The sequence below is a fragment of the Kitasatospora sp. NPDC004614 genome (assembly GCF_042873675.1).
Taxonomy (GTDB): Bacteria; Actinomycetota; Actinomycetes; order Streptomycetales; family Streptomycetaceae; genus Kitasatospora.
Genome location: NZ_JBIALR010000002.1, coordinates 298,859 through 311,270, shown reverse-complemented (window position 1 = coordinate 311,270; position 12,412 = coordinate 298,859). Strand labels below are relative to the sequence as shown.

Annotated in this window: 10 protein-coding genes; 2 read left to right on the top strand and 8 right to left on the bottom strand. The window is 72.8% G+C overall.

Features of this window, described 5'->3' with window-relative positions:
* Nucleotides 1–32: 32 nt before the first annotated feature.
* The 8 genes from ACFYST_RS06875 to ACFYST_RS06840 form a co-directional block, all read right to left on the bottom strand.
* Entirely contained in the window at nucleotides 33–170 is a 138-nt protein-coding gene (locus ACFYST_RS06875) for a hypothetical protein (protein WP_387639602.1), read from the bottom strand.
* Nucleotides 167–1,105, bottom strand: coding sequence for a helix-turn-helix domain-containing protein (locus ACFYST_RS06870; RefSeq protein WP_387639605.1), 939 nt, complete (start codon nucleotides 1,103–1,105; stop codon nucleotides 167–169). The genes ACFYST_RS06875 and ACFYST_RS06870 overlap by 4 nt, the downstream gene beginning before the upstream one ends.
* Complete coding sequence (locus tag ACFYST_RS06865; RefSeq protein ID WP_387639608.1) at nucleotides 1,102–2,052, bottom strand: LuxR C-terminal-related transcriptional regulator; 951 nt, start codon at nucleotides 2,050–2,052, stop codon at nucleotides 1,102–1,104. The genes ACFYST_RS06870 and ACFYST_RS06865 overlap by 4 nt, the downstream gene beginning before the upstream one ends.
* Nucleotides 2,045–3,016 carry a helix-turn-helix domain-containing protein gene (locus ACFYST_RS06860; RefSeq protein ID WP_387860522.1) on the bottom strand — a complete coding sequence of 324 codons (972 nt, stop codon included), beginning with the start codon at nucleotides 3,014–3,016 and terminating at the stop codon, nucleotides 2,045–2,047. The genes ACFYST_RS06865 and ACFYST_RS06860 overlap by 8 nt, the downstream gene beginning before the upstream one ends.
* Entirely contained in the window at nucleotides 3,009–4,013 is a 1,005-nt protein-coding gene (locus tag ACFYST_RS06855; protein ID WP_387639614.1) for a LuxR C-terminal-related transcriptional regulator, read from the bottom strand. The genes ACFYST_RS06860 and ACFYST_RS06855 overlap by 8 nt, the downstream gene beginning before the upstream one ends.
* 653 nt (nucleotides 4,014–4,666) lie before the next feature.
* On the bottom strand, nucleotides 4,667–5,911 hold the full coding sequence (locus ACFYST_RS06850) for an IS701 family transposase (RefSeq protein WP_387861101.1): 1,245 nt from the start codon (nucleotides 5,909–5,911) through the stop codon (nucleotides 4,667–4,669).
* Between the two features lie 282 nt (nucleotides 5,912–6,193).
* Nucleotides 6,194–7,183, bottom strand: a complete 990-nt coding sequence (locus ACFYST_RS06845; RefSeq protein WP_387860519.1) for an NAD-dependent epimerase/dehydratase family protein — start codon at nucleotides 7,181–7,183, stop codon at nucleotides 6,194–6,196.
* 252 nt (nucleotides 7,184–7,435) lie between these two features.
* Nucleotides 7,436–8,545 (bottom strand): TDT family transporter, encoded by a 1,110-nt coding sequence (locus ACFYST_RS06840; RefSeq protein WP_387639617.1) that lies wholly within the window; start codon nucleotides 8,543–8,545, stop codon nucleotides 7,436–7,438.
* Nucleotides 8,546–8,615: 70 nt separating this feature from the next.
* Between ACFYST_RS06840 and ACFYST_RS06835 the strand changes: the two genes are divergently transcribed.
* Both ACFYST_RS06835 and clpB read left to right on the top strand, forming a co-directional pair.
* Complete coding sequence (locus ACFYST_RS06835) at nucleotides 8,616–9,545, top strand: LysR family transcriptional regulator (protein ID WP_387860516.1); 930 nt, start codon at nucleotides 8,616–8,618, stop codon at nucleotides 9,543–9,545.
* An 87-nt stretch (nucleotides 9,546–9,632) separates the two neighbouring features.
* Complete coding sequence (gene clpB / locus ACFYST_RS06830) at nucleotides 9,633–12,236, top strand: ATP-dependent chaperone ClpB (RefSeq protein ID WP_387861099.1); 2,604 nt, start codon at nucleotides 9,633–9,635, stop codon at nucleotides 12,234–12,236.
* The last annotated feature ends 176 nt before the right edge of the window (nucleotides 12,237–12,412 follow it).

The window sequence follows — 12,412 nt, the reverse complement described above, 5'->3', positions numbered from 1 at the left end:
GCGGCGGCGCCAGGGCGGTCGGTTCCGATCGGTCATTCCGGTGCTCCGCGCAGCTGCCGGCCGAGCCGGAACAGGGTCTCCGCATCGTAGAGGTCGCGCAGCAGGGCGATATGGGCGGCCACCGTCCGTTCCGACGGGCCGAGCCGGGAGTCCGGCAGTCGGTCCGTCACCGGGCACCGTCCCGCATCAGCCAGCCGAGCTGGAAGAGCGTCCCGGCGTCGTAGCGTTCGCGCAGGCGGGCGATGTGTTCGGCGACGGTGCGTTCGGAGACGCCGAGGCGGCTGGCGACAGCGCGCTGGGTGAGGCCCTGGGCGAGCAGGCGGGCGATCCGGTCGGTGACGGCGGGGACGGCGCCGCCCGCGAGGTCGTGCCACGGGACGCGTTCGGCCCGCTCCCAGTCGCGCAGGAACAGGCCCACCAGGTGGCCGACCACGGCCGGGTCCTCGATGAACGCGGCGGTGCGGTTGTCGGCGGACGCCGAGATGATCGCCACCTTGCGGTCGAAGATCAGCATCCGGGTGAAGTCCTCGTCCAGCGAACGCAGCCGCATGCCCCAGCCGGTGGCGCGCACCGCGTAGTCGATCACCGCCGGATCGGTGCTGCCGACCGGCTGGTAGAGGATGTCCATCCGGGCGCCGGCGGCCAGGGCCCGCTCGGTGCGGTCGCTCTTCTCCAGGTAGACGGTGGGGCGGTGGCCGGGCTGCGCGGCCAGCACCTCCTCGCGGAAGTCGGCCTCGATCTGCAGCAGCCGGTGCCGGATCCGGTCCACGTCGAAGATGTGGGTGATCTGCGGCGCCCGGTCGCCCCGGCGGGTGGAACTGTCGAACGCGTCCGCCAGCTCGTCGAGTTCGGCCGGAACCCGCTCGGCCTCGATGAACCGGCGGGTACCGGCCTCCCGCAGTTCCCGGCTCAGCCGGTGGCTGACGTTGCGCGGGTTCACCGCGGTCAGCTGCTCGCTCTCGTCGTGCTGGATCAGCAGGCCCAGTTCGAGCAGCCGGGTGGTGGCCTCGGCGTCCTGCTCGACCGCCTCCCGGACCGAGACCCGGCCGCCGGCCCGCAGGACGGCGAGGTAGAGCGCCCGTTCGGCCGCGGTGGGCCCGGTCATCGGACGCCGTCCCGCATCAGCCAGCCGAGCTGGAACAGGGTCTCGGCGTCGTAGCGCTCGCGCAGGCGGGCGATGTGGGCGGCGACGGTGCGTTCGGAGAGGTTCAGGCGGGAGGCGATGGAGCGCTGGGTGAGCCCGGCGGTGAGCAGCTCGCCGATCCGGCGTGCGGTTTCCGGGAGTTGACGTCCGGCCAGGTCGCGCCAGGGAGCCCGGACGGCGCGGGCGAAGTCGCGCTGGAAGACGGCGACCAGGTGGTCGACCACGGCGGGGTCCTCGATGAAGGCGGCGGCGAGGGTCCTGGTGGACGCGGAGACGACGGCCACCCGCCGGTCGAAGATCAGCATCCGGGCGAACGGCTCGTCCAGGACCCGCACGCGGACGCCCCAGCCGGTGGCCTCGGCGGCGTAGGCGACGGTGTGCGGGGCGTGCCGGGTGAGCGGCTGGTAGAGGACGTCGATGACGGCTCCGCGGGCCAGCGCCTTGTGCAGCCGGGAGCTGTCCTTCAGGTACTCGGGCGGGCGCGGTCCCGGCTGGGCGGCCAGGCCCTCCTCGCGGTAGTCGGCCTCGATCTCCAGCAGCCGGTGCCGGACCTGCTGGACGCTGGTCAGGTGGGCGATCCCGGCGACCGGTTCGGTGCGGCGCTGGGCGGTGTCGTAGGACTCGGCCAGTTCCTCGAAGCCGGCCGCCGTCCGGTCGGCACGGGTGAGCAGGCCGGTGGCGCGCTCCCGCAGGGTGCTGCCCAGCCGGGCGCCGGCCGTGCGCGGGTTGACGGCCGCCACCCAGCCGTCCACCACGTAGTGCTCCAGCAGCCCCAGTTCCAGCAGCCGGGCGGCCGCGCCCGCGTCCTGTTCCATCACCTCGCGCAGCGAGACCCGGCCGGCCCGCAGGACGGCGAGGTAGAGCGCCCGTTCGGCCTCGGTCGGGGGGACGGTGTCCGGTTCAGTCACGGTCCTCGCCCCCGCGCATCAGCCAGCCGAGCTGGAACAGGGTGTCGGCGCCGTGCTGGTCGCGCAGGCGGGAGATGTGGCCGGCGACGGTGCGCTCCGACAGGCCGAGGCGGGTGGCGATGGCGCGCTGGGTGAGGCCCTGGGCGAGCAGGCGGGCGGTGCGGTCGACGGCGGTGCGGGTGGGGGCGGTGTCGAGCAGCGAGTCCCAGCCGACGCGCTCGGCGCGGGCCCAGTCGCGTTCGAAGCCGGCCACGACCATCGCGACGGTGGCGGGGTCGAGGATCAGCGCGGCCCGGCTGTGGTCCTCGGCGGCGGGGACGACGGCGGTGCAGCGGTCGAAGACCAGGGCGCGCTGGAAGGGTTCGTCGAGCAGCCGGACCTCGCCGCCGGCCTCGGTGAGAGCGGCGGCGTAGCGGATCGCGGCGGGTTCGGCGAGCACGCCGGGCCGGTAGAGGGTGCGGATCCGGCAGCCGCGCCGCAGCACCGGGAGTTCCTGGTGGAGCGAGGTCTCCAGGGCGCTGGGGGCGAACGCGCCGGGGTGGGCGGTGAGGGCCTCTTCGCGGCAGTCCGCGCCGAGTTGGGCGATCCGCCGGCGGATGTGCTCGCGGCCGATCACCTGGATCTCGCAGCCGGCCGGTTCGATCGGGCGGGGGACGCTCTCGTACGCGGTGATCAGCGGTTCGAGGCGGCCGGGCAGGCATTCGGCGCGGTTGAGCAGCCGGGCGGCCTCGGTGTTCATCTCGGCGCCGAGGCTCTCGGCCACGAACCGCGGGTCGACGGCCAGGTAGGCGCCGTCCAGGCCGTCGGAGATCAGCAGGCCGGTGCGGAGCAGTTCGGCGAGCGCGGGCCGCTGCGGGTCGGCGATCCGGTCGGCGGCGATCCGGCCGCCCGCGTCGAGGATCTCCAGGTAGAGGCGTCGGGCGAGGTCGTCGACCGGCGGGGGTACGGCGGAGGGGTCAGCCACGTCCACCGCCTCTCATCAACCAGCCGAGCTGGAACAGGGTCTGGGCGTTGTGCAGGTCGCGCAGCCGGGAGATGTGACCGGCCACGGTGCGCTCCGACAGGCCGAGGCGGGTGGCGACGGCGCGCTGGGTGAGGCCCTGGGCGAGCATCCGGCCGACCCGGTGGGTGACGGTGCGGGTGAGGGTGCGGCCGTCGAGGCTGTTCCAGTGCACCTGGTCGGCCCGGGCCCAGTCGCGTTCGAAGCCGGCCACCAGGTAGGCGATGGCGGCGGGGTCCTCGACGAAGGCGGCGCGGCTGTGGTCGTCGGCGGCGGGGATCACGGCGATCCGCCGGTCGATGACGATCACCCGCAGGAACGGCTCGTCCAGTACGCGGAGTTGGGCGCCCTGCTCGGCCATCGCGGCGGCGTGCCGGACGGCGCTCTCCTCGGTGAGCGCGACCGGCTGGTAGAGGGTGCGCATGGTGCCGCCCCGGCGGAGCATCAACTGGTCCTGGGTGTGGGCGAGTTCGAGGACGGCGGGCGGGCGCAGGCCGGGCTGGGCGCTGAGCAGTTCGAGCCGGCAGTCGGAGACCAGCTGGGCGATCCGCAGCCGGATGCTCTCCTGGCCGTCCACGTAGACCGCCCGCCGGGCCCGGTCGGCGGGCCGGGGGACGGCGTCGTAGGCGCGGGCGAGCGGGTCGAGGGCGGCGGGCAGCCGGTCGGCGTCGAGCAGCAGCCGGGTGGCCTGGGCGCGCAGGTCGGCGCCGACGCGTTCGGCGACGGCGCGCGGGCTGACGGCGACGTAGCACTCGTCGATGCGGTTGGGCATCACCAGTCCGATGGCCACCAGCTGCTCCAGCAGGGCGCGTTGGCGTTCGGGGGTGAAGTCGGAGCCGGGCAGTTCCGGATGGTCGAGCGGGATCCGACCGCCGGCGGCCAGGATGGCGAGGTACAGCCGGGAGGCGTCGTCCTCGGGGAGTGTGTCGTCCGGGTCGGACTTCGGGTGGTCCGCAGCCACGTCGAGCTCTCCTGCCGTCTTCCTCCGTTGCGGATGATGATCTCAGCAGGGCCGTCCGGCTCGACGGCGGGAGTCCCCGCAGACGGGCGCGTCCCCCGGGGGCGGGCGCCACAGGCACCCGGACCCCGGAGGACCCGCTCGTGTCACGCCAAGCGTCAAGGCGCTTTCGGCGAGGCGGAGCAGCAACGCCTCACCGATCCCGGTCCCTCGGCCACCACCACACGTGGCGTCCGGACCGGTGCTCTTCCCCCCGTTGCGCAGATACGAACGCACCTGTCGCCCCCACGCGAAGAGCAAGTCGCCGACTCGGGCTGCGGCGGCCCGGGACGACTTGACGTGACTACACCCTCACAGCGCGGGGAACGCCGAACAAGTGCTCTCCGGCTGCAGGTTCCCGCAAGTGCAGGAACCTGCAGCAAACCACTCGATCGAGTGACCGGAATCCTCGATTTTTCGGCATTGCCCCCCTCTCCGAGCAGGCATTCGTCCCTCTCCGACGGTCCGCCGGGGCGGTAGCGTCGCGCGGCACGGAAATGTCACTGGTGTCTCCGAGAATTCGACAATCCTTCGCCGAATCCACCGATCCGGAATCGCCCGCACGCGACTCACCCGGTCCCGATAGGGGCTAGTACTCCGGCTGTAGATCGTGATCTTCATAGCTGTAGGGCGGCTTGTCGCCGGTAGTGGCTGGTGCGTGCGCGGGCTTGGTGTCGGCGGCGCCATGCCGACCATCGCAGTCGGTGCGCGACGTCGCGGACGGACTGGACGAGCAGGACAGCGAACAGCCGCCGGATCTCGCTGCAGGTGAGCGGGGCGAGGTCGGGTGATGACGGGCCTTGGGCTTGTTCAATGGCGGCGGTGACCGCGAGGAAGGCGTGCGCGAGCATGGCGAGGGTGGTCCAGCGGTGCCAGGAGGTCCAGCGGCGGACCTGGTGTTCGTCCAGTCCGGCCAGGCCCTTGGCGGCTTGGAAGGTCTCCTCCACCGTCCAGCGTCGGCCCGCGACCTTGACGAGCGTGCTCAGCGGGACGTGGCGGGCCGAGTAGCAGCGGTAGAAGGCGAGTTCGCCGGTGCGTCGGCTGCGCCGGATCAGCAGGCACCGGTGACCGGGGCCGGCCGTCGGTGCGTCGATGTCGACCTGGGCCCAGTCGTAGAAGCGGTGGCCCTTGGCTCCGGCCCCGGCTGACAGCCGCTGCCAGGCCCGTTTCGGCAAGCCGTGCGCGAGGACACCGGCGCGGTAGACGCCTGCCCGGGTGGGGATCGGTCGCTTGCGCGAGACGGCCAGGACGTAGCCGATCTGGCGTCTCTCCAACTCGGTGCTCAGATACGGATCGCCTCCGTAGACCTCGTCACCGGCAACCCACCTGGCCGGGAGGTCGGCGTCCAGGGCCTGGGCGATCATCTCGGTGGCCAGTGCGGGCTTGGTGGCGAACTTCAGGTCGTCGGGGATGCCGGCCGTGCGGCAGCGGTCGGGGTCCTGGGTCCAGGACCTGGGGATATAGAGGCGGCGGTCGATGGCGGCGTGCCCGGCCGTGGCGGAGTAGACAAGGTAGACGGCAACCTGGGAGTTCTCGATGCGGCCAGCGGTTCCGGTGTACTGGCGCTGGACTCCGACAGTGTCGGTGCCCTTCTTCAGGTCGCCGGTCTCGTCCACAACGAGCACGGCGCCTTCGTCGCCGAGGTGGTCGACGACGAAGTCCCGTATGTTGTCGCGCATTTGGTCCGCGTCCCAGGACGCCCGGCTGAGCAGGTGCTGCATACCGGCCGGACTCGCATCTCCGGCGTGCTCGGCGATCGTCCAGCAGTTCTTCCTCGGCAGGTCCGCGAGCAGGCCCAACACGAACGCCCGCGCCCGGCGACGCGGCTCCACTCGGGCGAACCGGCCCGCCACCTTGCCCATCAGGCCCTCGAATACCGCCTGCCAGCGGGCAGGGTCTACGCTGTGGCCCACGGCCACCGGCTGATCTTCGTTTGTCGACACAACTCACGATGATCAACGGTGGCTGTCTCCGTCTCTGGCCAAGGGTGCCAGAGACGGAGACAGCCAGCTGCCGAGCAGCCGCGACACCTGGGCGCCGAGAAGGGGGCGCGGCCCTGGGCGAACTGCTTGGGAGTGACGTCGGCGTCTTCGCCGCCGTCCGTCACTTCACTCACCCGGGACCGCCCCGCTCTCAGCGCGGGATCACGTCAGCTCGTCCAGCAGCCACTGCTCCTCCGCCGCAGTGAGCCCCTCGCTGCCGACGGCTGGCCCACCGCGGGCGGTGTCCCAGGCGAGTGTGTCGACGAGAGTTTCGGCGAGCGAACGGTGTGTCAGGCCGACCGCCAGAGCGCGGGAGATGTCCACCCGGTTGATCGCCGCGCACTCGGGGGCGCCAATCCACATCGGCACGCCCATCCACGAGTCGACGCCGGCTTTCAGCAGCTTCTCGGTGCTGACCCAGACCGGCTCCGAGCTGGGGTTGACCAGGGCCCGGCAGGCGGCGAAGAAGTCGCCGAACGGCAGGGTGCGGCCGGTGACGTTGTAGACGCCGCCGCGCTGTGCCGTGATGCAGCCCAGCGTCCACGCCGCGACATCGCGGACGTCGATGAACTGGGCGGCGTCGGCCGGGTCGCCCGGCAACAGCACCCGGCCGCCCCGCCGGAAGCGTCGCGGCCAGTAGGGGAAGCGGTCGGTCGGGTCATGCGGCCCGACGATCATGCCGGGGCGCACGACACTCGCGTGGTCGCCGTAGGCGTCCAGCACGATCCGCTCGCAAGCGGCTTTGCGCGCGCCGTAGAGCTGGTGTGGCGGCAGGTCCTCGCTGAGGACGAGCAGCTCACCGTCCTCGTCCTGCACAGTGGCCTGGTCGGCGAGGACCGACAGGGAGGAGACGAAGACGTACCGGCCCACGCGCCCACCCAGGGCCGTCACCGACCGGCGGACCACCTCGGGCTCGTAGCCCGCGACATCGACCACGGCGTCCCAGTGGCGGTCACCGAGCGCGGACAGGTCGGTCGTGCGGTCGCCAATGACGGCCTCGACCCCAGGGAAGAGATCGGGCGCGGTCCGGCCGCGGTTGAACAGCGTCACCTGATGCCCCTCGGCCAGTGCGGCCTCGACGAGGGTGCGACCCACGAAACGCGTGCCACCCAGCACGAGCAAGCTCAGCGGGCGGGGGGTAATGCTCTGCATTGTTGACGGACTCCGGAGTTGTGAAGCGGTCCGGGCCGCTGGCGGCAGAAGCCGGCTCAGTCGGCGACCCGGTCAGGGACGTGACGGAACTCGCTCCCGGCAGCCATAAACCTCACCCTCTCGGTGACGCATCGACATGGCATTGCTCTGGCGCAGGCGAACCTAGCAGAAGGCGATCAAGGCCGTCGATAGCAGTCAGGCGCCCCGGACCCAGCCTGGCGGCAACGAAGATCACGATCTACAGCTGGAGTACTAGAGGAGCCGCCCGGCCTTCAGACCGGCCAGGGTGCGGGCCGAGGCCACCGCCCAGGCGGTGAAGAGCAGCAGCCACAGTGCGACGCCCAGCCCGGTGAAGCCGCCGAAGCCGGTGTGCCGGGACAGCGCGGCCGAGCCGGTGACGAGCGTGCCGACCGGGAAGGTGAACGCCCACCAGGTCATCGCGAACGGCATCCCGGCGCGCAGCGCCCGCAGGTTGGCGACCAGCGCCACGGCCAGCCACAGCAGCGCGAACCCCATCACCGCGACGCCGTAGACCTCCGCCAGGCCGCGTGCCACCGCCGCCCCCTGGTGCCCGGCGCCCGGCAGCGCGAACGGCACCGCGTCGGCGAACTGGTTCACGGCGGTGGTGGACTGGCCGAGCGGGCCGAGCACCAGGAACAGCGACGGGGTGAGCACCACCGCGGGCAGCTTGCTGTGCACCAGGCCGCCGAACACCACCGGCAGCAGCGCCAGGGTGGCCAGCAGACTGGCCCCGAACATCGCCACGCACCCGTACAGCAGCGCCTGCCGCGCCGTCCCCTCCGGCAGGTGCGGCACCAGCGCGGGGCCGAGCGCGGCGGCCACCATCGGGGCGACCACCGGCAGTAGCCAGGTCGGGTTGGCCTCCAGCGCGGACAGCCGGTGCCGGGTGATCATCAGGTACGGCAGTCCGGCCGCGACCACGAGCGCGTACAGCGTCCCGGCGCTCCACAGCAGTACGTCCAGCGCCAGCCCGGCCCGCTCGCCGATCACCGGCCCGCCGACCGCCAGCGCGCCGTAGCCGACGGCCAGCAGCGCCATCGGCGGGCAGCCGTAGAAGACGGCGGCGGCCGGCTCCTCCAGCAGGGTGCGGCGGGCCTGCTCGCGGTGGCGCACCAGGTGCACGGCGCGGGCCGCCAGCAGGACGGCGAGCAGCAGCAGCGACAGCGTCCACACCGCCTCGGCGAGGACCAGCCGGCCCGGCAGGTCGACCGGCAGCGCGGCGGCGCCGTTGCCGGTGATCGCGGTGCCCATCACGGCGGCGTACCAGTTGGGTCCGAGCCGGGACAGCCTGGGCAGGCTCGGGGTGTGCGGGTGGGTCTGCGGCGCGAGGAGGGTTGCCATGGCACCACCGTCCCCGCGCGGCTGGGGCGGCGGTAGCGGGGGCTCCGCTATGAGGACATAGCCTGGGCCTATGGCTCTCTCCCCGCACGTCCCGGAACTCGGCGCCCTGGAGCTGCTGCTCGCGGTGGCCCGGCTGGGCAGCGTCGGCCGGGCCGCGGCCGAACTGGGCGTCAGCCAGCCCGCCGCCAGCGCCCGGATCAAGGGGATGGAGCGGCAGATCGGGGTCGCGCTGCTGGAGCGCTCCCCGCGCGGCTCCCGGCCCACCGAGGCGGGCCGGCTGGTGGTCGAGTGGGCCCGGCAGGTGGTGGAGGCCGCCCAGGCGCTGGACGCCGGGATCGACGCGCTGCGCGAACGCCGGGACGCCCGGCTGCGGGTGCTGGCCAGCCTGACCGTCGCCGAATACCTGATGCCGGGCTGGCTGCTGGCGCTGAGCGAGGCCAGCCCGGGCACGGCCGTCACCCTGCGCACCGCGAACTCCGCGGACGTCGCCGCCCGGGTGCTGGCCGGGGAGGCCGACCTCGGCTTCGTCGAGGGCACCTCCACCCCGCCCGGCCTGTCCGGCGCGGTGGTCGCCACGGACCGGCTGGTGGTGGTGGTCTCCCCCGAGCACCGCTGGGCCCGCCGCCGCACCCCCGTCACCGGACCCGAACTGGCCGCCACCCCGCTGGTGCTGCGCGAGGTCGGCTCCGGCACCCGGGAGGTGCTGGAGGAGGCGCTCGCCCCGTACGGCGGGCCGGCCGCGCCCCGGCTGGAGCTGGCCTCCTCGACGGCGCTGAAGGCCGCCGCGATGACCGGCGCGGGCCCGGTCTGCCTGAGCGAGCTGGCCGTCACCGAGGAGCTGGCCACCCGCCGGCTGGTCGCCGTCCCGCTGGCCGGGCTGGAGCTCCAGCGCCCGCTGCGCGCGGTCTGGCCGGCCGGTCAGCGCCCGGCCGGCCCGGCCCGGCTGCTGCTCGGGCTGACCCGCGGGGGGCAGCCGCCGCAGGGCTCAAAAAAAAGTTGAGCGGAATAGACTCAACTTAGTGCATGCTGTAGTCAGCAGACTTGGTCACGAACCAGATGACCCGAAGACGAGAGGGGTATGCCCGCAGTGGACGCCAGTAAGTTCACCAGCAAGACGCAGGAGGCCCTGTCCTCCGCCATCCGCCAGGCCGGCGCCGCGGGGAACCCCGACGTCAAGCCGGTGCACATCCTGCTGGCGCTGCTCGACCAGCCGGAGGGCCTGGCCCGCCCGCTGCTCAAGGCCGTCGCGGCGGACGCGGCGCCGATCGCCACCGAGGCCCGCCGGCAGGCCGCCGCGCTGCCCGCCGCCCAGGGCTCCACGGTGGCCGCCCCCCAGCTCGCCCGGGACACCCTCGCGGTGCTGGAGGAGGCCGGCAAGCGCGCCGCCGATCTGGACGACCAGTACGTCTCCACCGAGCACCTGCTGGTCGGCCTCGCCGCCGAGGGCGGTGCGGTGGCCGAGCTGCTGAAGCAGCACGGCGCCACCCCGAAGGCCCTGCTCGCCGCGTTCAAGGACGTCCGGGGCAGCGCCCGGGTCACCTCGCCGGACCCGGAGGGCACCTACAAGGCGCTGGAGAAGTACGGCTCGGATCTGACCCAGGCCGCCCGGGACGGCAAGCTCGACCCGGTGATCGGCCGCGACCAGGAGATCCGCCGGGTGGTGCAGGTGCTCTCCCGCCGCACCAAGAACAACCCGGTGCTGATCGGCGAGCCCGGCGTCGGCAAGACCGCCGTCGTCGAGGGTCTGGCCCAGCGCATCGTCGCCGGTGACGTGCCGGAGTCGCTGCGCGGCAAGCGCCTGGTCTCGCTCGACCTGGCGGCGATGGTGGCCGGCGCGAAGTTCCGCGGCGAGTTCGAGGAGCGGCTGAAGGCCGTCCTGAACGACATCAAGGACTCCGACGGCCAGGTCATCACCTTCATCGACGAGCTGCACACCATGGTCGGCGCGGGCGCCGGCGGCGACTCCTCGATGGACGCGGGCAACATGCTCAAGCCGATGCTGGCCCGCGGCGAGCTGCGCATGGTCGGCGCCACCACGCTGGACGAGTACCGCGAGCGGATCGAGAAGGACCCGGCCCTGGAGCGCCGATTCCAGCAGGTGCTGGTCGGCGAGCCCACCGTCGAGGACACCATCGCCATCCTGCGCGGCCTCAAGGGCCGTTACGAGGCGCACCACAAGGTGGAGATCACCGACGCCGCGCTGGTCGCCGCCGCCACCCTGTCCAACCGGTACATCACCTCCCGCTTCCTGCCCGACAAGGCGATCGACCTGGTCGACGAGTCGGCGTCCCGGCTGCGGATGGAGATCGACTCCTCCCCGGTCGAGATCGACGAACTCCAGCGCGCCGTGGACCGGTTGCGGATGGAGGAGCTGGCGCTGGAGAACGAGTCCGACCCGGCCTCCGTCGAGCGCCTCGGCCGGCTCCGCCGCGATCTGGCCGACAAGCAGGAGCAGCTCAGCACCCTCAACGCCCGCTGGGAGCAGGAGAAGAAGTCCCTGAACCGGGTCGGCGAGCTCAAGGAGCGCCTCGACGACCTGCGCGGCGCCCTCGACCGCGCCCAGCGGGACGGCGACTTCGAGCGCGCCTCCAAGCTGATGTACGCCGAAATCCCGGCCGCCGAGCGCGAGTTGACGGAGGCCCAGGAGCGCGCGGCGGACGAGCCGAACACCACCATGGTCAAGGAGCAGGTCGGCCCGGACGACGTGGCAGACGTGGTCTCCTCCTGGACGGGCATCCCGGCCGGCCGGCTGCTGGAGGGCGAGAGCGCCAAACTCCTGCGCATGGAGGACGAGTTGGGCAAGCGCCTAATCGGCCAGCGGGAGGCCGTCCAGGCGGTGTCCGACGCGGTGCGCCGCACCCGCTCCGGCATCGCCGACCCGGACCGCCCGACCGGCTCGTTCCTGTTCCTCGGCCCGACCGGCGTCGGCAAGACCGAACTGGCCAAGGCGCTCGCCGACTTCCTGTTCGACGACGAGCGGGCGATGGTCCGGATCGACATGAGCGAGTACGGCGAGAAGCACTCCGTCTCCCGCCTGGTCGGCGCCCCGCCCGGATACGTCGGCTACGAGGAGGGCGGCCAGCTCACCGAGGCGGTCCGCCGCCGCCCCTACAGCGTGGTGCTGCTGGACGAGGTGGAGAAGGCCCACCCCGAGGTGTTCGACGTCCTGCTCCAGGTGCTGGACGACGGCCGCCTCACCGACGGCCAGGGCCGCACGGTCGACTTCCGTAACACCATCCTGATCCTCACCTCCAACCTCGGCTCGGCCTACCTGGTCGACCCGACCACCCCGGAGGAGCGGAAGAAGGAACTGGTGCTGGAGACCGTCCGGCAGGCGTTCAAGCCGGAGTTCCTCAACCGGCTGGACGACATCGTGGTCTTCGACCCGCTGAGCACCACCGAGCTCAGCCGGATCGTCGACCTCCAGGTCGCCGCGCTGGCCCGCCGCCTGCACGAGCGCCGGCTCACCCTGGACGTCACCGCGGCCGCCCGCGACTGGCTGTCGCTCACCGGCTACGACCCGGCGTACGGCGCCCGCCCGCTGCGCCGCCTGGTGCAGTCCGCGATCGGCGACCAGCTGGCCAAGGAGATCCTCTCCGGCCGGGTCCTGGACGGGGACACCGTCCTGGTCGACCGGGACGAGGCGAACGACCGGCTCAGCGTCGGCCCGAAGCCCTCGCTGGTGAAGTGACCAGGTGAAGTAGCGATGCCCCTCCGACTGGCGGAGCCCCTGCGGGCTCCGCCCGTCGGCGTGTGCGCACCGCCCGGGACCAGGCAGGAACACCCCGAGGTCACTCTGTGCCGGGAGCCACGAATGAGGCAGGATGGAGGCATGAGAAGGCGGCCCCCTATCGGCAGCCGACCTTG

What these genes read in the sequence shown, in the direction of transcription:
- ACFYST_RS06840 (WP_387639617.1), bottom strand. Translation starts at nt 8,545, where the DNA reads ATGGCAACCCTCCTCGCGCCGCAGACCCACCCGCACACCCCGAGCCTG.
- ACFYST_RS06870 (WP_387639605.1), bottom strand. Translation starts at nt 1,105, where the DNA reads ATGACCGGGCCCACCGCGGCCGAACGGGCGCTCTACCTCGCCGTCCTG.
- ACFYST_RS06850 (WP_387861101.1), bottom strand. Translation starts at nt 5,911, where the DNA reads ATGGGCAAGGTGGCGGGCCGGTTCGCCCGAGTGGAGCCGCGTCGCCGG.
- ACFYST_RS06845 (WP_387860519.1), bottom strand. Translation starts at nt 7,183, where the DNA reads ATGCAGAGCATTACCCCCCGCCCGCTGAGCTTGCTCGTGCTGGGTGGC.
- ACFYST_RS06835 (WP_387860516.1), top strand. Translation starts at nt 8,616, where the DNA reads ATGGCTCTCTCCCCGCACGTCCCGGAACTCGGCGCCCTGGAGCTGCTG.